The organism is Oscillospiraceae bacterium, assembly GCA_025757685.1.
Lineage (GTDB): Bacteria > Bacillota > Clostridia > Oscillospirales > Acutalibacteraceae > CAG-217.
Window position 1 is genome coordinate 131,739 of the sequence record CP107220.1, and the last position, 22,667, is coordinate 154,405.

Genomic DNA, 22,667 nt, shown 5'->3' on the forward strand with positions numbered 1-22,667 from the left:
TTCCTATCGCGGCGCGATTTCGCCGCCTGATCATCAACCCATTGCCCGGCTCTGCAGAGCCGGGCTTTTTTGCGCCTTTTTGAGGTCAAAATGTGGATTTTTGCCCCCGGGGTTGACAAATAAAAAAATTGGATTATAATAACAATTAGCACTCGAAGCCAAAGAGTGCTAATTCTGAAATAACAAAGGTGATTTGAATGAGAAAAAAGCAATTCAAGGCAGAGTCTAAAAAGCTGCTGGATATGATGATCAACTCCATTTATACCCATAAGGAGATCTTTTTGCGGGAGCTGATCTCCAACGCCTCCGACGCGCTGGACAAGCTGTACTTCCGCTCTTTGACGGACGACACGGTGGGTATGAACCGCAGCGATTTTCACATTCGCCTGGCGGTGGACAAGGACGCTCGCACCCTGACCGTGACAGACAACGGCATCGGTATGACCGGCGAAGAACTGGAGCAGAACCTGGGCACCATCGCCAAGTCCGGTTCCCTGAACTTTAAGCAGGAGAACGACACCAAGGCTGCCGACGATGTAGAAGTGATCGGCCAGTTCGGCGTTGGGTTCTACTCCGCCTTTATGGTGGCGGACAAGGTGACCGTGGAGTCTAAGGCCTTTGGGGCAGATACAGCCAACTGCTGGACCTCTACCGGCGCAGACGGCTACACCTTAGAGCCTTGCGACAAGGCAGATTGCGGTACGGTGATCACCCTGCACTTGAAAGAGAACACCGAGGAAGAAAATTACGACGAGTTCCTGGAGCCGTACCGGATTCAGGGCCTGGTGAAGAAATACAGCGATTATATCCGCTATCCCATTATCATGCAGATGAGCCACCAGGTGCCGAACCCGGACAAAGAGGGCGAGACCGTGACAGAGGTGGCGGACGAGACCTTAAATTCTATGGTGCCTCTGTGGCGTAAGGCCAAAAGCGAGCTGAAGCCGGAGGACTACAATGCATTTTACAAGCAGCGCTTTGGCGACTATGAGGACCCGGTGGATGTGATGCACTTCAAGACCGAGGGTCAAGCCACCTTTGACGCCCTGCTGTATATCCCTAAGAACCCGCCTTTTGACTACTACACCAAGGAATTTGAAAAAGGGCTGGCGCTGTACTCCAACGGTGTGCTGATTATGGAGAAGTGCCCGGATCTGCTGCCGGATCACTTTAGCTTTGTGCGCGGGCTCATTGACAGTGCAGACCTGAGCCTGAACATCTCCCGTGAGATGCTCCAGCACGATCATCAGCTGAAGATCATTGCCAAGGCCATTAACCGCAAGATCAAGAATGAGCTGACCCGCATGCTGAAGAATGAGCGGGAGAAGTACGAGGCATTCTTTAAGACCTTTGGCGTGCAGCTGAAATTCGGCGTGTATGCCAACTACGGCGCCGAGAAGGACGACCTGAAAGACCTGTTGCTGTTCAGATCCTCTGCCGGGGAGGGTATGATGACCCTGAAAGAGTATGTGGATGGTATGGCCGAGGGGCAGGATACCATTTATTATGCCTGTGGCGACACGGCGGAGAAGATCGCTTTGCTGCCCCAGACGGACGCGGTGCTGAGCAAGGGTTACCAAGTGCTGTACCTGACGGACGATGTAGATGAGTTTGCCCTGCAAATGCTCATGGAGTACGATGGCAAGAAGTTCGCTAACATTACCAAGGACGACCTGAATTTGGAAAGCGAAGATGAAAAGAAAGCCATGGAGCAAAAGAATGCCGACGCCAAGGGTTTGCTGGACACGATGAAAGAGGCGTTGGGCGAGGAAGTCAGCGCCGTGAAATTCTCCGGCAACTTAGGCAGCCACGCAGTGTGCCTGTCGGCAGAGGGTTACCTGTCCATGGAGATGGAAAAAGTGCTCAGCAGTATGCCCGGCGGCGGCCAAGGCGCCAAGGCCCAGCTGGTGCTGGAGATCAACGATAAGCACCCGTTGGCAGAGAAGTTGTTCGCCCTGTTAAAGGACGATCCGGAAACGCTGAAGAAATACACCAAGATCCTGTACGATCAGGCGCGGCTCATCAGCGGGCTGGATGTGCAAAACCCCACAGCGCTGGCAGACAGCATTGTGGATATGATGTTATAATCCATACAAAAAACAAAAAACGGCACCGCTTGCAGTTGCAGGCAGTGCCGTTCTTTTTTGTTCAGTCTGTTGTGCGTACCCACACGGCCATTTGGTCCTCCTTACCGTTTAGTCTGCGGCAGAAGGGGATGAAACGCAGGGTGCGAGGCTCGGCTTTTGGCGGTGATATGGTGTACAGATCATCGCTGGGTTGCAGACAGGTGCCCGCAGCCAGTAGGCAGCCGTCCCGATAGACGATAGGTGATTTGGAGTCCAAAGTAAGGGCGTGGATAGAGGGAGCACCTTGGGTCTCCAACGCATAGATCAGACCGCCCCGACTGAGCGCTACTCGCCCGGCATTGGCGCCTACCCGGGCGTTGCTGTACAGCAGCCGTACCGTGGGGACAAAGCAAAAGCGCAGGGTGATGGGGGCAGTGATCTGCTGCACATAGTAGCCGTCCTTTGCCGTAACAGGTTGGCCGTCCAGGGTAGGACATTTGCACCAGTCCGGTAGGCGCAGCCGCAGTCAAACCAGTTTTGGCGGCGCAACGCCTGGCGTTTGCGCTCCGGTACGGTATCGTTCAGTACACCCTCCGCCTCCAGTGGATTGGCGTAGTAGAAGTGGCAGCCGTCGGCGCTCATGGCTCCGGCAATTGTGTTCCACAAGGCAAGCTCCGCTACGGCGCCGTACGCAGCGTGCGGGTGGCAACGGTACAGCCGCTGCGCAAAGAATACCAGCCCGGCAGAGGCGCAGCTTTCCCCATACGCCAGGTCGTTCGGCAGATAATAGGCCGGGCCAAAAGCCTCGCCCACAGCCGTCTGGCCCAGTGCACCGGTCACATACAGTTTGGTGCGACACAGATCTTGCCACAGCGTTTCGCAGGCGGCTTGCAGCGCCCGGTTCCCGGTATGCTCTGCCACGGCGGCAGCCCCGGCATATAGGTACACGCCTCGCACCGCATGGCCCACGGCAGTTGTCTGTGCGGTCAGCGGGCAGTGGGCCTGGTTGTAAACATAGTCGCTGCCGTCGGTGTCAACGCCTCGTTCCCTGTCAAAAAACAGCGGTCGGGTGCCCCGCGTGCGGATAAAAAAGTCGGCTGTTTGCAAATAGTCCGCCTTGCCGGTGACCTCATACAGTTGTACCAGTGCCAGCTCTGCCAGCGGGTGGCCGGGATAGCCGGGGCGCTTTCCTTTGCCAAAGGTGCGGCAAATGCAGTCCGCTGCTCGGCAAGCAATATCCAATAGGTCCCGCTCTCCCTGCATGGTCCACCGGGCACAGGCCGCTTGGGCCAGATGGCCGAAGCAGTACAGCTCATGGTAGTCCTTTAAGTTGGTAAATCGGTTTTGCAGGCCGTTGATGGAATACAGGGTGTCCAAATAGCCGTCCGTCTCCTGGGCGGCGGCAATGATCTCCACCGCTTCCCGGCTCTTTTCAGTCAGGTACGCTCGGTTGCCGTAGGGTATGGCATAGGCGGCGGCCTCCAGCCATTTGTACAGGTCGCTGTCCTGAAACACCCATCCCATAAAGGCCTTCTCTTGGCTGTTCTTGTCATCATAATACCATTTGTCCGTGGGATAGGTGGGTCGGGGGCCACCGGCTTTTGCTGCGGCAATGGCATGAGCGGCCTTTTGGAAGTTGGCGATGCAGCTGCTCTTTGGCGCACCGGGCACCTGATCGTGCAGCACCTGCCATTGATAGGGCAGTACGATTTCAGCTACTGTGCGGATCCGGGGCGCCCAAAAGGGGTCGGTTACGGTGATGTGTTTGGGGCTGATAGGTTTCATAAGCCTGCTCCTTGGGTAAAAAAATAGACCTGTCTTTGTACAGGCCTATTATAGCATATTTTGTTTTAAGCGGCAATGTGGCCGGCGTTTGCAGTGGTGGTGGAAACCAGGCGGCGGGCGGTGGCGTCTTGCCGTGCCAGCTGAGCGCGGCGGCGCTGTCTGCGGGCATAGGCGGCTTTTTTGGCAGCCAATTTCTTTTCCCTGCGGGTGATCACCAGCCCCAGCACGGTGATATACAGCACAAATTCGGCGGCGAACACCAGCTTCATTTGGGTGGGGTCCAGCCAGTCCATCAGCCGGAAGGGCAGGCTCAGCAGGGCGTAGCCCACCACCAGGGCGGTCAGACTCAGCAGGGCGGATGAGATCAGGTGTTTTACAGTGTATTTTTTCATGGCGTTGTACCTCCTTCAAATTGCAACTTCATTGTAGCAATTCCCAAGGGTAGGCACAATGGGACTGGCAGCCAGAGTACCAAACTTGTCCCTGTTAGTAAATATCTTTACTTTGCTTTGCTTTTGCCGCTTCTTCCGCTTTGTAAAGGGCGGCAGCCACGGCGTGGGCGGCTTCTTCCAGCCGATCGGCAGGCACGGCAGAGGGGGAGACCACCACTATATTTTTGCCGCTTTTCTCTTTTACAATATACAAGGCAAGTCCCGCTTGCTCAAAAGGGGCGTTGTCCGGTAGCATCGGCGTTTCAATCTGCACCTGCAGGCCGTTTTCACCCACGCGCACCGGATGGTCCGGCAGTGCCTTTGCCAGCAGGGCACACAGGGTCTTGGCTTTGCCGGTGTACAGACGGCGGATTTTTTTGGTGCGGGACTTCATATTCCCGTCCCGCAGGTAGGCGCACAGGGCAATCTGCTCCGTTTTGGACGCAGTTTGGGCAAAGGTGTCTTTCATTTGATGGTAGGCGGCGGCCAGCGCCGGGCTGAGCACCATAAAGCTGATGCGAATGCCCGGCAGCAGCAGGGCGGAGAAGGCGCCCATATACACCACATTGCCGCTGCCCAGGGCGTACAGCGAGGGGGTGGGGGTGCTGCTGTACAGAAAGTCGTTTTCAAAGTCGTCCTCGATCACCACCGCGCCGGTATCTGCCGAGTGGGCGCACAGCTCCAGCCGCCGCTGAATGGGCATCACATCACCCTGCCGGTTCATGTGGGAGGGAGATACATAGATAATGTCCGCGTCCTTGTACCGGGTGCGCACGGTGTAGCCGTGGGCGGCAAACACGGTACTGCCCTGTACAAAGCTGCCGTCCGGGAAGGACACGGTGCGTCGCCCTTTCAGCAGCACGCAGAGGATCTCCAGCAGCATTTGCACCCCGGCGCCTACCACAATATGTTCCGGCGCAGTGACCACATTGCGCCGCTCCCGCACATAGTCTGCCAAGGCGCACCGCAAGTCGTACTCTCCCTGCGGCTCGCTGTAAGTGAGCAGCCGCTGCCGCTGGCGCAAGGCACTCTTAATGTAGCGCTGCCATAGGGAGAAGTCAAAGCTGGACAGATCGGCGCTGTTGCCGGTGAGATCCAGCCGAGGCGGTGTCTGCACCTGCGGGCGGGGCATGGGAGTTGCCGGTGCCTTAGGACCTCCCGCCACAAAGTAGCCGCTTTGGGGCTTGGCGTAAATATAGCCTTCCGCCGCCAATTGAAAGTAAGCATTTTGCACGGTGGTGCGGCTGATCCGGTAAAGCTCCGCCGCCCGGCGAATAGAGGGCATCCGTTCCCCCCGGCGCAGTCGCCCGTCGGCGATCATTTCCTTAAACATGGTGTAGGCTTGGGTGTATTTTAGCATAACTGTACCTTAAAAAATCAGGGCTTTTGTGTCTTTTATTCCTGTCAAAATTAGTATATACTATAAATAACAGAAAAGCAAGGGGGCGAGAATTTGAAAAACTGCGTGGTCTTTAACGACCTTTCCGGCTACGGCAACTGCTCGCTGATGGCGGCCATTCCGGTACTGACGGCTATGGGCGTGCGGGTGCACCCGGTGCCTACGGCGGTGCTTACCCGCCAAACCGGCTATGACCGTTACTCTATGGAGGATTTGACTGGCTTTATGCCCCAATTTACTGCGGACTGGCAAGAGGTACAGCCGGACGGCATCATCACCGGCTTTCTCAGCAATCCGGCCCAGGGGGACTGCATTGCGGACTTTCTGACTGTCCACCGCACGGCGGATACGCTCCTGGTGGTGGACCCGGTCATGGCGGACGACGGCAGCCTGTACGATGGGTTTGATGAAGCACGGTGTAATGCGGTGCGCCGCCTGGCAGCACAGGCAGATGTGCTCACGCCCAATGTAAACGAACTGGCGCTGCTGTGCGGGGCGGAATATACCGAGGATCCGGCGGCGGTGCGGCAAATGGGCGCCCGCTTGGCAGAGGATCACCGGGTGGTGGCGGTCACCGGCTATCGGCAGGGAACGGAGATCCACACCCTGGTGTTTGCAGACGGGGACTGTACAGACTTGGCAGCGCCCTTGCGCCCCGGTTCCTTTAGCGGCACCGGCGATCTGTTTGTTTCTGTATTCACCGGCGGCTTGCTTCGTGGCCGGACGCCGGCACAGGCAGCCAAACAGGCGGTGGATTTTCTCAGCCACGCCATCGCCGTTACCCACGGTACAGACCCCCGGGCCGGCGTAGATTTTGAAAAGATTATGGAGGATCTGTTATGAACAAGACGGTAAAAAAAATTTCATTCACGGCGCTGTTCGCCGCCATGGTGTTCGGCCTGACCATGCTGCACATTCCCATCGGTGCCGGCGGCTATATTCATGTGGGCGACGCCATGATTTATCTCAGCGGGCTGCTGCTGGGGCCTTGGGCGTTCCTGGCTGCTTCCATCGGCGCTGCGTTTTCTGATCTTGCCAGTGGGTTTGCCACCTATGCCATTCCCTCTGCCATCATCAAATTCCTTATTGCAATTCCCTTTGTTGCATTATATAATAAGAGCAATAAATTGCTGACGGTGTGGACGGCGCTGTGCACCATTTTGTCCGGTGCCATTACTGTTGGCGGCTACTATGTGGCGGATCTGGTGCTGTACCGGGAGGGCGCCATCGCGGATATACCGGCCAATGCCATTCAGGCGGTAGGCAGCGCAGTGGTGTTTATTGTACTGGCGCTGGCGCTGGACAAGGCCGGAATTTATAAAAGATTGAAGGGTTATCTCAATGGCTGATATTGTTTATCGCTATTACGACGGTGTGTATCTGAATATTACAAATCAGTGCCCCTGTAACTGCGCGTTTTGCATTCGCTCTAAGGGCGACGCTGTGGGCGATGCGAAGGAAATGTGGTTTGACACGGAGCCTACCTGGGAGGAAATCAAGGCGGCGATTGACGCTTATGATTTTGCCCACACGGACGAGGCGGTGTTTTGTGGCTACGGCGAGCCTACCAATGCGCTGGACCACCTGCTGCAAGCGGCGGATTATCTGCGCACAGTGAACCCAAAGATTCACCTGCGGCTGAATACCAACGGCCTGTCGGACTTAATTAACGGCAAGCCCACCGCAGAGCTGCTGTGCCGTCATTTTGACAGCATTTCCGTGTCTCTCAACGAGCCTACGGCAGAGAAGTATGATAAGATTACCCGCAACTGTTACGGCGGCAAGGCGTTTGACGCCATGCTGCAGTTCACGCGGGAATGTGTGGCGCACTGCCCGGATGTGCGTATGACGGTGGTGGATGTGATTTCGCCGGAGGATATTGAGAAGTCGCGCCAAGTGTGCGAAAGCACCGGCGCCAAATTCCGTGTGCGCAGCTTTGCTGCCGGAAGATAAAAAGGAATAACCATTCGGTTTAGCTAAAGTGCTGTAACGACGATTTTAACGAAAGCAGAAGTCATCGTTACGGCATTTTTAATTTTTGGCAAATTTTGGTGTCACAATACAGGCAAAAAACGACTCTAAACAGGTGAACGCCCGAAAGCGGGGCGGTTGTAACGCAAAAAAAGACAAAAGCCTGATAAGGAGTGCGTGCGTATGAAAAAGACCATCGGAACAATTTTAGCGGTACTTTGTCTGGTAGCAGCATTGCTGCTGGGCAGCGCCACGGCGTTTGCGCAGACGGCCGGGCAATGGACACCCAGAGAACATCCCCAGGACACCATCGGCTGTGTAAACGGTGCGCAAAGCGATGAGATTATTGCCCAAGCAGATCGGGACCTGGGCGGCTGCAAATTCACCTACCGCGGCAAGGGGAAACTGACCGGATGGGAAGTGCCGTTGCTGGAGGAGGGCAAGGATTATAAAATTCTGTCGCAAAGCGGCCGCAGCATTACCATTGCGGCGTTAGACGAAGATGGCTGTCTGCCCTATATCAATGCCAAGGTGCAGCAGCCGTCTGCTGTGGCCTCTACGGCTGCGGTAACCACTTCCGGCGTGGCTGCTGTACCGCCTGCAACGAAAAGAGAAACGGAAGCGCAGACACAGATGCGCACGGAGAAACAGACGGAAAAAGCACCGCAAATGGAAGCAGGCAGCACAAAAGCAGCCACGGAAGCGGTGGACGGCGAGAAAGAAAGCACCGCCAAGGGAAGCCGGCCGGTATTGCCTTTGGCTGCACTGGGCGCTTGTGCTTTGGCTGCGGTTGCCCTTGTACTTTGGCAAAGAAAGCGGCGCCGATAAGAGAATAAGAAAAAGAGAAAAGGGGGATCAGTCTATGACACAAGCAGAACGGGTGCGGCAGGCACAGGCCGGAGATGTAGACGCCTTTTGCGCCTTATATACCGCATATCAGCAAAAGCTGTTTCATTATGCCTATTACAAGCTGGGCAATGTGCAGGACGCTGAGGATGTGGTGCAGGATTGTATGCTTACGGCCTTTGAACAGCTGGGTATGCTGAAAAAGCCGGAGGCGTTCGGGTCGTGGCTATTTTCCATTTTATATCACGGTTGCGCCGGTGCGATTAAAGAGCAGATCACACGCCGCAACCAATCGGATATTGCGCAGCATGCCAACAGCCTTGCCTGTGACCAAACCGCAGCGTTTGCGAGGGTCGAGCTGCAACAGGCGTTGGCTCTGCTTAGCGACACAGACCAAAATATTATTTTGCTGTCAGTGGTTGTTGGGCTGAAAAGCAAGGAAGTGGCAAGGATTACCGGATTAACTGCTGTAAATGTTCGACAAAGACGAAGCAGAAGCCTGGCAAAAATGAAGCGCTATTTGTCATAAAGGGAGTGCGTGCTATGAAACAAAAGGATTTTGACTTTATTCAGCATAAATTTGAGCAAGCGCAGCCGCCGCTTCCGGACGGCTTGCGTGCAGAATGCCTAAAGCAGCGCATTTTGAAAAAAGAGTCCCATAAGGTGATTGCAATGCCTAAGCGAACTTCACGGTACAAAGCATGGGCGGTAACGGCGGCTTGTTTGGTAATGGTGTGTGTGGCTGCTGTGGGCGCAGGTGCAAGCTGGTACGGCGTGCCGGTGGACGGATTTCAAAGCGCGGCCCAGTTAACGGCTGTGACCGCTGCGATGACCCCTGTGGATACAGGAGAGGCCGGTTGCGCAGAGGCCACAACGGTTCTGACTAAACAGCAACCGGGGGTACAGCAGATGGCATCGGTTCAAACGGAAAACGGATATATGTATTACGCATACAGCGCAAGCATGGCAGAAAAAGGGCGTAATTGCGTTTATGTGTTTGATGCGGCGTCTAACCGACAGCAACCGCTGACGGTGATTGAAAATGTTGCCCCGGCGCAGGCAACGCTGCAAGGCGTGATAACCCACGGGGAGCGTTTAGCGGTTTTGGCCCGGGACGAGAATTGCACCTATTTGCGTATTTATTCGATTGCAGAGCCAACAAAGCCGGTGCTGCTGTCTGCCATAGAGCAAAGCGGCGCTTGTGTGCAAGCCGGATTGGTGGGCGAAAACGTGTATGTGCTTTCTCATTTTGTTTTTGACCCAAAAGCGGAACAGTCGGTGCCTGCCTTGACGGTTAACGGCGAGATACACCGGGCGCTGCCGGAGCATATCGTGCGCCTTGCCGGTGCAAATCAGGCACAGTACACGGTTTTAGGCACAGTGGATGTACAAACCGGTAAAGCGGCGGAGGATGTGGCGGCTGTGTTGGGCGGCGGCACAAAGGTGCAGCTGACAAAAAAAGCGGCTTATGTGGGCGCTTCTGCGGACGCAGACCGTACGGCGTACGGTGTAAAATGGAATTTGAAAAGCCAAAAATGTGCAAAAATCACGCGGCGAGAAGCCAAAACACTTTTTCAATTGCCCCATGAATTTGCGGCGGATTCTACCGAGCGTACCCTGTATGAGATGGGAGATGGTTGGCTAAGTATAGAGGAAAACTTGGAAACCGCTGCCCAAAGCCTTGCTCTGTATGATCGGGATTTTCAACTGCTGGATCGGTTGCAGCTGGAAGATGTGACCGTGTCGCACCGAGCCGCCATAGAGCAGGGGCAAAGGGTGTTTGCCCTGCCGTCTTATACGGCGGATGCGCAGCGACGGTACTATGGTGCTACGGTGTTTGAAATTCGGCAAAACAAAATTGTGCTGCTGAAAACGGTGCAAAATCCGCACCCGGAGGCAATGTATCCGGGGGATTGTGTGCTGACGGATTCATACGTGTATTGCTTTGATTTTTGTGAAAGCGGGGACGGTGTGTGCGCCAATCGGTTTGCACACGCATACCGATAAGTAAAAAGAGAGACTGCGGAAAAATTCGCAGTCTCTCTTTTTATCTGTGTGCCCTTGCACATTGGCGGCAAAGGGGCATAGAATGGTCTATCCGTGTGCTTGAACAGCAGGCACATAAAGTTGAATGCAAAAGGAGAGACTTTGATGACCCCTGTTTTACAGACTGCCGTAGGGCTGGCCATTCCGTTTGTGGGTACGCCGCCGGTTGCATGGTCCGGTATATACGACCTGCCGGTGTGTGGATATGCACGCCTGGTTCGCTGCGCACATAGTATAGTCTGACGGCTCCCGGCGACAGCTTCCTATTTTCACCTTCGAAAAAAGGGGATTGCGTCCGGGACAAAAATTTGATAAACTATAAGAGGTTAGTTGCAACTAACTTAGAACGCAGAAAAAAGGAGAACACGCAATGACCCCTGTTTTACAGACTGCCGTAGGGCTGGCCATTCCGTTTGTAGGCACGGCGCTGGGCGCAGCCGCAGTGTTTCTTTTCAAATCCAATATTCCGCCCCGGGTGCAAAAGATTTTGTTGGGCTTTGCTTCCGGCGTGATGCTGGCAGCCTCCGTTTGGTCGTTGCTGTTGCCTGCTTTGGAGCTGTCCGGCAGCTGGCTGCCGGTTGTGGTCGGCTTTCTCGTGGGGATCGGGTTCCTTTTGGGACTGGATCAGCTTACGGCTCGGCTGCATTTAGAGCCAAAGCCGGGCACGGCAGGCGCCAATTCTTTTTTGTTAGTGTTGGCGGTGACTTTGCACAATGTGCCGGAGGGTATGGCGGTGGGCGTGGCGTTTGCCGGTATGCTGGCAGGTGACGGGGCCATTACGCCGGCGGACGCCTTTGCCCTTGCTGTCGGAATCGCATTGCAAAATATTCCGGAGGGCACCATTGTGGCGGCGCCGCTGCGCAGCGACGGTTGCTCTCGCAGCCGTTCCTTTGTGTATGGGGTGCTGTCCGGTGCCGTAGAGCCGGTGGGCGCGGTGCTGACCATATTGCTCACCGCCCTGCTGCGTCCGGTGCTGCCCTTTTTGTTGGCTTTTGCCGCCGGGGCGATGGTGTATGTGGTGCTGGAGGAGTTGAACCCCCAGGCCCAAACCGGCCCCCACGGTCATACCGGCACCATGGGCGCTGCTGCCGGCTTTGCCTTGATGATGGCCATGGATGTGGCGCTGGGCTGAGTCGTCCTGGGGATAAAAAAAGGCCGTCCGCTGCTTTTTGCAGCGGGCGGTTTTGCTTTTTTTACGGTTTAGAACTGGTTCTGACCCAGCTTTTCGGCAATTTTTTGCCCGGTGGGAGTGGTGGCCAGTCCGGCCTGTGAGGTCTCGCGCAGGCAGGCGGGCAGCTGGCAGCCGATCTCGTACATGGCGTCAATTATCTCGTCCGGGGGGATCACGCTTTGGATCCCCGCCAGCGCCATTTGGGCGGCCACCACCGCATTGGCGGCGCCGGCGGCGTTGCGCTTAATGCAGGGGGTCTCTACCAGCCCGGCTACCGGGTCGCACACCAGTCCCAGCATATTTTTCAGCGCCATAGCGGCGCCCTGGGCAATGGCGTCGTTGTCGCCCCCTGCCAAATATACCAGACCGCCGGCGGCCATGGCGGCTGCGGAGCCGATCTCTGCTTGGCAGCCCCCTTGGGCACCGCTGATGGAGGCGTTCTCGGCGATTACACTACCAATCCCGGCACTGACCAGCAGAGCACGCAGCAGTTCTGGGCGGGGCAGACCCTGTTGTTTCTGATAGGTGATGAGCACTGCCGGAATTACCCCGCAGCTGCCGGCAGTGGGGGCGGCTACAATGCGCTTCATACAGGCGTTGCTCTCTGCCACCTGCACCGCTGCGGCGATCACAGAGGACAGGTAGTCTCCCAACAGGGTATCGCCTTTTTGGTTATATTCTGCCAGCCGGGCGCCGTTTTGGCCGCCCATTTTGCCGGTGGTCACCGCTGTCGGGTCGTACTGGGTGATGGAGTCCTCCATGGCCTTTGCCATTTGGTCCATTTGGTCCAGCACAGCAGTCTCCGGTAATTGGGTTTCCTTGGCCTGGGTGGTGAGTACTACCTGCCAAAAGGGGCACGCCCGGTCCCGGCAGCGGCGCAGGATCTCGTCTATTGAATGGTACGGCATGGCGTTTCCTCCAAACTCAGATAACTGACTTTTTTAATACCCTCCAGGGCGCGAATGGCGGCAATGGTGGCGGAGGGTATCTCTTGGTCGCATTCGGCAATAAAGGCGGCCCGCTTGCCCCGCCCGGAGCGGTACAGCCGCATTTCCGCAATATTCACCTTTGCCTGTGCCAGTAAGGCGCTGATCTTGGCTACCATACCGGGCACATCGGTGTTGCTGACAATCAGGGTGGGGTAGTCGCCGCTTACGTTGGCCTCCAGCCCGTCGATCTCTGCAATATTGATGATGGAGCCGCCCAGGGACTGGCCGATCAGATCCAGCACCTTGCCGCTTTCGCCCACCAGGTGCAGCTGCACGGAGTTGGGGTGGGCGTTCTTCAGCTTGGCCTGCTCCAGCCGAAAGCGCATGCCCCGAGCCTTGGCAACGGCAAAAGCCCGAGGAATTCGGGCGTCGTCCGGGTGCATACCGCACAGCCCGGCGATCAGTGCCAGGGGCGTGCCGTGGCCGCTGCCGGTGAGCCAAAAGGAGCCGTACAGCCCCAGGGTGGCGTCCTTAACCGGCTCCCCCAGCAGTTGGCGGGAGATGTAGCCGATCCGCACCGCACCGGCGGTGTGAGAGCTGGACGGCCCCACCATCACCGGGCCTAAAATCTCAAAAATATTCATACACTTCTCCTCCCTTGCGGAGTGGATAAAAAAACAGGCAACGGAGCCTTGTGCACCGTTGCCCTTTCTTATTATAGCCGTCTTTGCCCCAACAGGCAAGCGCTTTTTTTATTCCTCCGTGTGCTTACGCTTGGCGGCGGTCAGCGCCAGCAGCGCAGCACCGCACAGCACCGCGCCGGCAGCAGCGCCGGTGTGGCCGGTGGAGGGGGATTTGGCTGTGCTCTTTTTGGCGGCCTTGGCGGATTTTGTAGTGGTCTCTGTCTGTTTGGTGGTCGTCTCTTTTGCCGTGGTGGGCTTTGTGGGGCCCACCGGGTCGGTGGGCGCTGCGGGGTCCGTAGGTTGTACCGGGTCGGTGGGACCTTCCGGGTTCGTTGGCGGCTGGGGATCAGTGGGGCCTTCCGGATCAGTGGGCGGCTCCGGCTCACCGGTCCCGGGCACGGTGAGGGTCACCGTTTGCAGGCTTTGGTTGTCGCCCAAGGGGCCGGGATCAAAGAGAAAACCGGCTTCTTCCAGTTGGGCGGCGGTGTAAAAGGCCTTGACCGTTAGGGTAACGGTGGTATCTGCCTTGGCGGGCGTCACGGCGCCGGTGGTGGGGTCGATCACCTCCGGGTGGTCACTGGTCCAGCCGGTGACAATGCCGTAGTAGCTGAAGTCGTCGTCGCCGGTGGGCAGGTTTACCGGTTCGGTCACCCGGTCGGCTGCGGTGTTGTCGCCCAGCAGGGTTTGCAGATCGGCAGCCTTTTTGGCAGCCGCGTCCAGGCGCTCCTGGCGGCTGTATGTATGCATGGGCACCAGCACGGTCACTTCGCTTTCCTTGGTGCTTTGCAGGCAGGTGAGGGTCACGGAGACGGTCAGCTCTGCGCCGGTCTCGTCAAAGTTCAGCATATCGTCGGTAACGGCGTCGTAGTGGATCTTGCCGTTCTTGTCGATCACGGTGTAGTCCTCGTCCCACTGGTCGTTCTCTACCTTGTCCACCGTTACGGTGATCGGGTAGTCGGACTTCACTTTTTTGGCCAGGTATGCTTCAATGGCGCTCTGTACATTTACATCCTGATCGTCGGAGTCAATGTCTGCATAATGACCAAAGTCCGGGTCGCTGTGCACGCCGCTGTACTCGATCATCGCCAGTCCGTCGCCGGAGACGTTGAACAGGGCGTTGTCCGCCTGGGTCAGCAGCTTGTCTGCCGGGCTTTCCAGCTTAACGGTGATCACATAGTTGTTGTTTTTCAGCGCGGTGTCTGTGGCGTTAAAGGTCTTGTTGACGGTGGCGTAGCCCTCGGCGCTGACGATGTAGCGGTACTGACCGAAGATGATGGTATAGTACCCCTGTTCGTCCGGCAGGATCGGGTCGCCATAGGCGCCGGAAGCACCGTTTTTGTACAGCGCCACCGTGGCGTTTTGCGGGGTGGTGTTGAACCGCACCTTGTATTGGGTGTAGGTCAGCTGTACCGGGATCCGACGGCTCTCGCCGGCAGCAACGGTAAAGCTGCCGCTGGCGGTCTGGCTGCCGCTTTGGTAGGTGGCGGTGTAGGTGTAGTCACCGGCGGGCAGCAGGTAGTCGTAGGTGTCGTAGCCGTACTCGTCCTCCTGGCAGGGCATGGTCTTGCCGTCCTTGTCCTGCACCTTTAGGGTGGCGTAGTCGGTGGCCTTGCCGGTGGCCAGGGTCACGGTAAAGGACACCTGGGTCTGGTCGTCCTGGGCTGCCGGGGTGTAGATGGCGCTGCCCAGGCAAAGCAGCAGGGCCAGCAGGCAGCAAAGGCTGCGGGTAATGTGTTTTTTCATCTTTCTCCTCCTTTTGCGGCACAAAAAAGCCGTGCCGATCTGGCGGCACGGATAGTATGGGTACGCAAAAAGAGCCTTAGAATGATCCCGTTCTAAAGCAAAACTGCACTTCCAACCTAAAGTACCGCAAACAACAGCTCGTGCGCGGCAGGTCTCCTGACTTATGCTTCATTCGCAAAAGCGGCCTTCTCACTCCCGGGGGAGCAATGGCTGCCGTTACCCAAACGGCGGTGCTTTCTTGTCGGCAAATACAGTAGAGGTTCGGGCTGCTCCGGATTCGCACCGGATTCCCTTTTCAGCCTTTGGCGGGGCGCGCAAAGGCACCAAACGCACGCTAAATTGTCTTTATGAGTATAGCATTTAGCGTGCGGCGTGTCAATATAAGTTCACCGGCGTTTTTCGATAGGTGGCAGTCCGGAGATTGGTAAAGCAGGCGGGGGTTGACAAGGCAGACGGACTTTGTTTATACTGAACCTGTGATTCAGTAATGAAAAGAGGAAGTCGGATGGATAAGCAGTCAAAAGCACCGGGCGTGTACCGGGGGATCTTATGCGTATTGGTTTTGGCGCTGGCACCGGTATTTTATGCAATTTGGCAGCCCTACAATACCTGCCTGTTACAGCTGCCGGCAGTGGGTGGGGTGTGGCAGCTGCTGACCCGCCTGCTTTACTATGTGCTGTTCTCTCTGCTGCTGGCGGGCATTTGCCGCAGCAGCTTGGGGCCGAAAACGGTGGCGCCCTTTGGGGCCAAGCCCTGGCTGCGCACCGTAGGCGGCGTGCTGGCGGCCAGGTTGGTTCTCGATTTGGTGATTTATGGCGGGTCTTTTCTGTTGCCGGTTGACTTGGTGCGGCAGATTGGACAGTTGGCCTTTTTACTGTTTGCCTTTTGGTGGGCGGCCCGGTGCGCCGGGCTGACCGCTGCCGTGGGTAAGGGCGGCCGGGTGTGGGTGGCTCTTATGGGAGTCCTTACCGGCGGTGTGTGGCTGGCGCTGCTGATTTACGGCAGAGGCGTGACCGCGGCGTATGGAAAACAGGCGGTTTGGCTGGTGCAGGATATGGTTACCGGTGTGCTGCTTTACGGTGTGCTTTGCGCCCGCTTTTCTCTACGGCGGGGCAACTGGACTGCCGGCTTTCGGGGCCTTTGCATATTTGTCTTGCGCTTTGAGGCGGTGTTACTCGTTGCCGTTTTTCTGTGCGTTGCCAAGGTGATGGTTCTGCCCCAGGGCGCGGTGCAGTCTGTGAATATGGTAGACAGTAGCGTGACCCGGGTGGAGCGTATGGCCGGGTATGGGGATTTGTTGACCTTATTTCGTGAGTCAAACGGGGTAGAGGACCTGTTTTGACTATATAAATTTTCCAGTGTTCCGAAAAATGTATGTTTTGTGCTGGTGGGTTTTCCCCGCCGGGATTTGGGTATATAATCCATAGATAGAATAGAGCGCCGGTGGGGTGCGAGGGGGGGAGAAGCAGATGGATAAGCAAGCCTATTTGGCGCAGATCGACCGAGTGATCGACGCCGGCGACGGCTGGGGACCTCACGGCCAAAAGATCGGCCGGTTTAATGATGACGCAGCGGCAGACGGACTTTTGTGTAGACTATGTAAAGGTGTACAAAACGAGAACGACCTGTCCGCCGTGCAGCCGGACAGTGACTTTACCGGCAGCTTTGATTTGGATGAAAAGCGATATGCAAAAAGCGCCTTGCAGCAGCAGGGCGCTTTTTATTGCGTATAGGGATGTGCTTGTGATATAATGAGGACGAGAGGCGCTTCAATCGGTTTTGCAGAAGCAAAGAACGCGCATTCTCTCTGGAAGGGGAAACACAAAAAATGAAAGCTATACTGAAAAAATGCCTGTGCCTGCTGCTGACGGCAGGGCTGCTGACCTCGCTGGCTGCCTGTGCCGGACAAACGGACACAGCGGTGGTAAAAGACCTGTTTGGCGACCTGCAAAAGGTTAGTTACAGCAGCACCTACACATCGCTGAAGGACAATAAGACCAACAAGACAGACAGCTGGCGGCAGGGTATGGTCTCCGGCAACGGACTGCAAGGGTTCGTCACCAGCGGCGACCCGTACAGCGATACTTTTATTTTCCAAAATATGCACTTCCTGCTGCCGAACAAAAACGCCCGCACCTGCCCGGATACGGCAAATGAGCTGGAGACGGTGCGCCAGCAGATCATTAAAGGGCAGGATATTACAGACAACGCCAGTTATGACGATGTGTACCGGTATCACCCGGGCGGCCAATTACGGTTGGCGCAGACCAAGGCGCATGCCAGGGATTATGTGCGCTATACTGATTACGCCACCGGCCAAGTGGGCGTGCGCTATACGGACAAAAACGGCACCTGGCTGCGCCGCTCCATCACCTCCATGGCGGACGGCGTGGTGATCACCCGGCTGGACCCGTCCACGACGGGTACGGCGCTGAACCTGACGCTCAGCTATGACGATCTGTCCACCCTGGCCAACTTTGGCAAAAGTGAAGAGGTGGACCTGCAATATAAAAAGGTCACGGCCCAGGACGGCAGCGCCCTGGGGCTGATCGCCCATTACCCGGATTATGAGAACAGCGAGCGCAAGACCGGCGGCTATGCCACTTTGACCTATGTGCTGCCGGTGGGCGGCACCCGAGAGCGGGTGACGCTGGACAAGCAGACCAAAGAGAGCCAGTTTATTGGCGACAATACCGGGGTGCGCATTACCGGCGCTGCCGGACTGGTGCTGCTGACCGTTAGCGACTACACCCTGGAGATGGGCAAGCTATCGGACTTTGCCAGGCAGGCGGAGTATCCGCTGCTGGCAGATCTGCGCGCGCAGTTGGAGAAGGTGGCCGCCCGGTACAGCACCGACGGTGCCTTTGATTATGACGCCGCGCTGGCGGCGCATTTAAAGGCGTACCAGCCCCAATTTGACGCGGTGACTTTGACCCTGAGTGATGAGAATATCCAGCCTAACGAGGCGCTGCTGAAAGCGCAAAAGGGCAAGAAAGAGATCAACGCGGCGCTGGCCCAGCGTACTTACTATGCCGGGCGGTACGCAGCCCTGTGTTGCGCCGGGTATTCTACCGGGCGGCTTTACGGCATGTGGACCGGGGAGTGGAACACCGGCTGGGGCAGCAAGTACACCATGGACGCCAATGTGAACCTGCAAACGGCGGCGCTGAATAGCTCCAATATGAGCCGCGGCCCCCAAGGCTATGTGTACTTCCTGCTGCGCCAGATGCCGGATTGGGAGGAAAATGCCCGGGCCACCCACGGCTTTACAGACGCTATTCAGGCACCGGTGAATACGGACGGGGACAAGGCGGTGCTGACGGAGACCTGCTATCCCTACCCCTTCCGGTACTGGAACGCCGGGGCGTCCTGGATGCTGCGCCCGCTGTATGAGACTCTGCAAAGTTACGGCAATATTCAGATCCCCCTCAGTGACGAATTCAACTTGCAGGCGCTGCGCTCCGTTCTGTCTGCCACGGAAAAGGATTTGACCGATGCCCAGGTGGCAGCCATAGAGAGGCGGGGCTATCTGCGGCTGGAGGAGGATATTCTCTACCCGCTGCTGACCAAGTCCGCCAACTACTGGGCGCAGCTGCTGACCCCGGAATATTACACTTCTGCGGACGGCTCCATTCATTATGAAAAGGGAAAGACGGCGCTGGGCAAGGGCGAAAGTTACTGCATTGTGCCCAGCTATTCGCCGGAAAATAATCCAGATAATTATGCCAGCCCGTCAGACGCCAACTGCGCCATTGATATTGCTGCTTGCCGGGATAATATGGAAATGCTGCTTTTCGTGATGAACGATGTGGCTCCCGGTGCGGACCAAAGTCGGTGGAAGCAGTTGAAAACGAACCTGCCGCCTTATCTGTATGACGATACCGGAGCGCTGAAGGAATGGGCTACGACTGCTTTTGAGGAGAATAACGAGCACCGGCACCTGAGCCACCTGTACTGTGCCTGGCCGCTGATGGAGACCCGGGGCAATGCCCGGCTGACCGCTGCCTGCAAGCAGGCGGTAGAGAACCGGAAAAGCGAGAATGAGGCATCCCACGCCCTGGTGCACCGCAGCCTGATCGCTGCCCGGCTGCAAGACCGCGCCGCCTTGACGGACGCACTGGTGAATTTGATGAACCATAAAATCCGGTACAACTCCCTGATGACCAACCATGACTATGACCGGGGCAGCTGCTACTGTACGGACTTTGCCATCGGCTATTTGGGCATTGTGCACGAGGCGCTGGTGTACTCCAATGCCGATGAGATCGAACTGCTGCCGGCGCTGCCGGAGAGCGGATTTGACAGGGGCACCCTCACCGGACTAAAGACCCGCAACCGGGCCACCGTTACCCGGCTGCAATGGGATCTGGCGGCCGGTACGGTGCAGGCGGTGCTCACCGCCGATGTGGACCGCACGCTGACCGTGCGCTGCGGCCAAACGGTACGCACCCTGCACTGCAAGGCCGGTGAGCCGGTGGAGGTGCAGTTCACTCTGGCGGATTGACACCGGGCGGTTGTTACTGCCAACACGACTCTGTAAATAGACAAAAACAAAAAGAGCACGCAGTTCGCACTGCGTGCTCTTTTTGTGTGTATCAAGTGTTTTGGCTGTCCGTCGCTGCCCGGCGGGCTTTCAACTCCTGCTCCACCTGCGCCCGTTGGGCGGGGGTGTAGCGGATAAACAGCAGCGGGACAATATACAGCAGACTGGCAATGGCCGGGGTCAGAATCACCAGCGGCCAGATCCAGCGGTCAAAGGCGGCACTTTGGGTGCCCAGGTAGGTGGACGCCCCCTCAATGGGCTTGTAGTGCAGCAGGTGCAGCGCCAGGGTCGCCAGGCCGGCGGTAATACCGCTGGAGATTTTTGTAAACGAGGTTTGCATGGAGAAGGTGATGCCCTCGGTGCGCTTGCCGGTCTTCCACTCCATATAGTCGATGCTGTCGCAGAAGATGGCGGTTTGGGCAATGGCGGCGGCACCCAGGGGAATACCGCCCAGGCCGATCACCGCCATGGCAAACCACAAATTCTTGCCTTCAAAGCCAATAAAGTACGCGGCAATGCGCGCTAAAATATTGCAGGCCTGCATCACGATCAGAGCATTCACATAGCCGTGGCACCATTTTTTGATCTTATCTGCCGCCAGCATACCTAAAAAGCCCGGCAGCCCGGTCATAATGTAGTAGATGGTGGACAGCCCCAGCGCGCCGATCAGGCTGTTCTCGCCCAAAAAGTCCGCGGCAATCTCGTACTTGAAGAAGTAGGTCACCAAATTGGCGCCAAAGCCCAGAGCACCCAGTAGGTTGGCAAGGGTCACAAGCAGCAGCATTTTGTTCTTAAACAGCAAGGAAAAGCTCTCCCACAGGCTTTGCTGCTGCACCTCCTGCACCACATGGATCCGCTCCTGTGCCGCATAGCAGCGGTAGCTGAGCATGGAGCCGCCTAGCCCGAAAATCAGGGCAAACACCAGCGCCATCAGCGCCATACTTGCCCCGGTGGCGTTGGCGATCATCTCCAGCGCCATGGGAATGACGGTGCTGAATGCGCTATATACGCAGGAGCCGATGGTGCGCGCCCATTGGACGAACCGGTCCCGCTCATTGGAATTGGGCGATACGGCGGCGGTAATGCCCCAGATGGACACATCCTGCACCGTGTAGGCCAGATCCCAACAAATATACATAATCACAAAGTAGCTGACCCGCAGCCACAACAGCTCTTCTTTGGTAGAGAACACCACAAACAGCAGCACGGTAAAGATCCCTACCGGCAGCGGTGTGTAGCGCAAAAACGGCCGCAGCTTTTCGCCGTTTTTGAAGGTGTGTTTATCAATAAAGGAGCCGACAATGGGGTCGTTGACCCCGTCCCACACTTTCATTACGATCAGCAGCACGCTGACCACCAGTGCCGGGAACAGGGCAATATCTGTCATAAAATAAGTAAAGAATGACGCTCCAATTAGGGAATAGACCATATTTTGGCCGCTGAGGCCCACCAAAAAGCCGGTTTGTTCCCGGCGGCCGATATACTTCTTTTCTTCCATATTGCTTCCCCCTATATGTTCCGGTTGCGTTTTCGATTTTTGGCAACACGATCCTAAGATATAGAGTAGCCTATCCCGGGTAAAAAAGAAAGCCTTTTTTGCAACTTCCATTGCAGAAAAGGCTTTTTGTCTGTATTTATGCGACAATTTGGCGTGACTGCCGTTTAATCAGTGGCGGATCAGCCCCAGCACCAGGATTACGGCCACCAGTACCGGCAGCACATAGCACATATAGCCACGCATCCAGCGCTGCACTTTCAGTCCCTTGCCGGTGTTGGCCTCTTTGGTAAAGTCCTTCCAGCCCCAGCCGTAGCGGGAGGTGCAGAAGAAAATAAAGATGAGAGAGCCCAGCGGCAGCAGCAGATTGCTCACCACAAAGTCCTCCAGATCCAGCACGCCGGTGCCCGGGCCCAAAGGCTGGAACTTGGAGAGCACATTGAACCCTAATACGCAGGGCATACTCAGCAGGAGCATGAGAATGCCGTTGAACAGGCAGGCTTTTTTGCGGCTCCAGCCGGACAGATCCATGGTGCAGGACACAATGTTTTCAAACACGCCCAGCACGGTGGAAAAGGCGGCAAAGCTCATAAACACAAAGAACAGGCTGCCCCACACGCGCCCCAGGGGCATGTGGTTAAAGATATTAGGCAGGGTAATGAAGATCAGACTGGGACCGCTGTCCGGTTGCACACCGTAGGCAAAGCAGGCGGGGAAAATGATCAGTCCGGAGCACAGAGCCACCAGCGTGTCCAGCGCCGCCACCCGGGCAGACTCGCCCATCAGTGCGCGCTCCTTGCCGATATAGCTGCCAAAGATGGCCATAGCGCCGATGCCCAAACTCAGGGTAAAGAACGCCTGGTTCATGGCCCCGGCCACCACATTGCCGATGCCCACTTTCTTCATCCGCGCCAAATCCGGCACCAGGTAAAAGCGCAGCCCCTGGCTGCCCCCGGCGGTGCACACACTGTTGATCGCCAGCACCACCATAATGACCAGCAGTGCCACCATCATCCACTTGGTAATGCGCTCCAGCCCCTTTTGCAGACTAAAGGAGCACACCAAGAAGCCCAACACGACGATAATGCCCATAAACAGGGTCATGCGTAGCGGGTCGCCCAGCATTTGGCTGAATTGTGCCGCCACACCGTCGGTGTCGGCGCCTACGAATTGTCCGCCGGCGGTGCGGACAAAGTAGTCCAGCATCCACCCGGCCACGCTGGTGTAAAACATCATCAGAATATAGTTGCCGGCCATGGCAACATAGCCGTGCAGGTGCCACTTGCTGCCTTTCGGCTCCAACTGCTGGTACAGCCGGGCGGGGCTGCGCTGGCCGGCGCGACCCATGGCAAATTCCATGGTCATCACCGGTATGCCCAGGATCACTAAGAAAAACAGATAGATCAGTACAAAGGCACCGCCGCCGTATTGCCCCACCATGTATGGGAATTTCCACACATTGCCAATGCCGATGGCGCACCCGGCGCTCAGCAGAATAAAGCCCAGGCGGCTGCCCAGTTGTTCGCGTTGTTCCATAATTTTCATTTTCGGCAGATGTC

Annotated in this window: 20 protein-coding genes and 1 riboswitch; of the genes, 11 read left to right on the forward strand and 9 right to left on the reverse strand. The window is 56.7% G+C overall.

All coding sequences use genetic code 11. The features are described from left to right. The first annotated feature begins 197 nt into the window (after positions 1–197). On the forward strand, positions 198–2,087 hold the full coding sequence (htpG, locus tag OGM59_00635) for a molecular chaperone HtpG (GenBank protein UYI91003.1): 1,890 nt from the start codon (positions 198–200) through the stop codon (positions 2,085–2,087). 61 nt (positions 2,088–2,148) lie between these two features. On the opposite strand, the gene OGM59_00640 is transcribed toward htpG, so the two are convergent. From OGM59_00640 to OGM59_00655, 4 genes are all read right to left on the reverse strand, one after another. Then, positions 2,149–2,514, reverse strand: coding sequence for a hypothetical protein (locus OGM59_00640; GenBank protein UYI91004.1), 366 nt, complete (start codon positions 2,512–2,514; stop codon positions 2,149–2,151). Next, entirely contained in the window at positions 2,433–3,851 is a 1,419-nt protein-coding gene (locus OGM59_00645) for a glycoside hydrolase family 127 protein (protein ID UYI91005.1), read from the reverse strand. Before OGM59_00645 ends, OGM59_00640 begins: the two co-directional genes overlap by 82 nt. A 65-nt stretch (positions 3,852–3,916) precedes the next feature. Continuing rightward, the gene (locus OGM59_00650; protein ID UYI91006.1) at positions 3,917–4,243 is read right to left on the reverse strand and encodes a hypothetical protein; all 327 of its coding nucleotides are present in this window, start codon (positions 4,241–4,243) and stop codon (positions 3,917–3,919) included. A gap of 94 nt (positions 4,244–4,337) precedes the next feature. Continuing rightward, positions 4,338–5,642, reverse strand: a complete 1,305-nt coding sequence (locus tag OGM59_00655; GenBank protein ID UYI91007.1) for a PLP-dependent aminotransferase family protein — start codon at positions 5,640–5,642, stop codon at positions 4,338–4,340. A gap of 93 nt (positions 5,643–5,735) precedes the next feature. Between OGM59_00655 and OGM59_00660 the strand changes: the two genes are divergently transcribed. The 7 genes from OGM59_00660 to OGM59_00690 all read left to right on the forward strand — a co-directional run bounded on the left by OGM59_00660 (position 5,736) and on the right by OGM59_00690 (position 11,676). After that, positions 5,736–6,524 carry a PfkB family carbohydrate kinase gene (locus OGM59_00660; GenBank protein UYI91008.1) on the forward strand — a complete coding sequence of 263 codons (789 nt, stop codon included), beginning with the start codon at positions 5,736–5,738 and terminating at the stop codon, positions 6,522–6,524. Continuing rightward, complete coding sequence (locus OGM59_00665) at positions 6,521–7,030, forward strand: ECF transporter S component (protein UYI91009.1); 510 nt, start codon at positions 6,521–6,523, stop codon at positions 7,028–7,030. The genes OGM59_00660 and OGM59_00665 overlap by 4 nt, the downstream gene beginning before the upstream one ends. Continuing rightward, positions 7,023–7,634 carry a TIGR04100 family radical SAM protein gene (locus OGM59_00670; protein UYI91010.1) on the forward strand — a complete coding sequence of 204 codons (612 nt, stop codon included), beginning with the start codon at positions 7,023–7,025 and terminating at the stop codon, positions 7,632–7,634. The genes OGM59_00665 and OGM59_00670 overlap by 8 nt, the downstream gene beginning before the upstream one ends. A 201-nt stretch (positions 7,635–7,835) precedes the next feature. Continuing rightward, the gene (locus OGM59_00675) at positions 7,836–8,480 is read left to right on the forward strand and encodes a hypothetical protein (protein UYI91011.1); all 645 of its coding nucleotides are present in this window, start codon (positions 7,836–7,838) and stop codon (positions 8,478–8,480) included. Between the two features lie 34 nt (positions 8,481–8,514). Further along, a complete protein-coding gene (locus OGM59_00680) occupies positions 8,515–9,027 on the forward strand; it encodes a sigma-70 family RNA polymerase sigma factor (protein ID UYI91012.1) in 513 nt (170 codons plus the stop codon). 14 nt (positions 9,028–9,041) lie between these two features. Continuing rightward, positions 9,042–10,505 (forward strand): beta-propeller domain-containing protein, encoded by a 1,464-nt coding sequence (locus OGM59_00685; GenBank protein UYI91013.1) that lies wholly within the window; start codon positions 9,042–9,044, stop codon positions 10,503–10,505. A 409-nt stretch (positions 10,506–10,914) separates the two neighbouring features. Next, positions 10,915–11,676, forward strand: a complete 762-nt coding sequence (locus tag OGM59_00690) for a ZIP family metal transporter (GenBank protein UYI91014.1) — start codon at positions 10,915–10,917, stop codon at positions 11,674–11,676. 68 nt (positions 11,677–11,744) lie between these two features. On the opposite strand, the gene sdaAA is transcribed toward OGM59_00690, so the two are convergent. The 3 genes from sdaAA to OGM59_00705 all read right to left on the reverse strand — a co-directional run bounded on the left by sdaAA (position 11,745) and on the right by OGM59_00705 (position 15,070). After that, complete coding sequence (gene sdaAA, locus OGM59_00695) at positions 11,745–12,623, reverse strand: L-serine ammonia-lyase, iron-sulfur-dependent, subunit alpha (GenBank protein ID UYI91015.1); 879 nt, start codon at positions 12,621–12,623, stop codon at positions 11,745–11,747. Continuing rightward, positions 12,605–13,288 (reverse strand): L-serine ammonia-lyase, iron-sulfur-dependent subunit beta, encoded by a 684-nt coding sequence (sdaAB, locus tag OGM59_00700; protein UYI91016.1) that lies wholly within the window; start codon positions 13,286–13,288, stop codon positions 12,605–12,607. Before sdaAB ends, sdaAA begins: the two co-directional genes overlap by 19 nt. Positions 13,289–13,396: 108 nt before the next feature. Continuing rightward, positions 13,397–15,070: a hypothetical protein gene (locus OGM59_00705; GenBank protein ID UYI91017.1), complete on the reverse strand. Its 1,674-nt coding sequence runs from the start codon at positions 15,068–15,070 to the stop codon at positions 13,397–13,399. 128 nt (positions 15,071–15,198) lie between these two features. Next, positions 15,199–15,413: riboswitch (cobalamin riboswitch) on the reverse strand. A 162-nt stretch (positions 15,414–15,575) separates the two neighbouring features. On the opposite strand from OGM59_00705, the gene OGM59_00710 reads away from it, so the two are divergent. The 3 genes from OGM59_00710 to OGM59_00720 all read left to right on the forward strand — a co-directional run bounded on the left by OGM59_00710 (position 15,576) and on the right by OGM59_00720 (position 19,574). Then, positions 15,576–16,412, forward strand: coding sequence for a hypothetical protein (locus tag OGM59_00710; GenBank protein UYI91018.1), 837 nt, complete (start codon positions 15,576–15,578; stop codon positions 16,410–16,412). 127 nt (positions 16,413–16,539) lie between these two features. Further along, positions 16,540–16,803: a hypothetical protein gene (locus OGM59_00715; GenBank protein UYI91019.1), complete on the forward strand. Its 264-nt coding sequence runs from the start codon at positions 16,540–16,542 to the stop codon at positions 16,801–16,803. Positions 16,804–16,898: 95 nt separating this feature from the next. Next, positions 16,899–19,574 carry a DUF4982 domain-containing protein gene (locus OGM59_00720; protein UYI91020.1) on the forward strand — a complete coding sequence of 892 codons (2,676 nt, stop codon included), beginning with the start codon at positions 16,899–16,901 and terminating at the stop codon, positions 19,572–19,574. 91 nt (positions 19,575–19,665) lie between these two features. On the opposite strand, the gene OGM59_00725 is transcribed toward OGM59_00720, so the two are convergent. Continuing rightward, entirely contained in the window at positions 19,666–21,111 is a 1,446-nt protein-coding gene (locus tag OGM59_00725; GenBank protein ID UYI91021.1) for an MFS transporter, read from the reverse strand. Positions 21,112–21,279: 168 nt separating this feature from the next. Then, positions 21,280–22,644, reverse strand: a complete 1,365-nt coding sequence (locus OGM59_00730; GenBank protein UYI91022.1) for a sodium-dependent transporter — start codon at positions 22,642–22,644, stop codon at positions 21,280–21,282. Positions 22,645–22,667 lie beyond the last annotated feature (23 nt).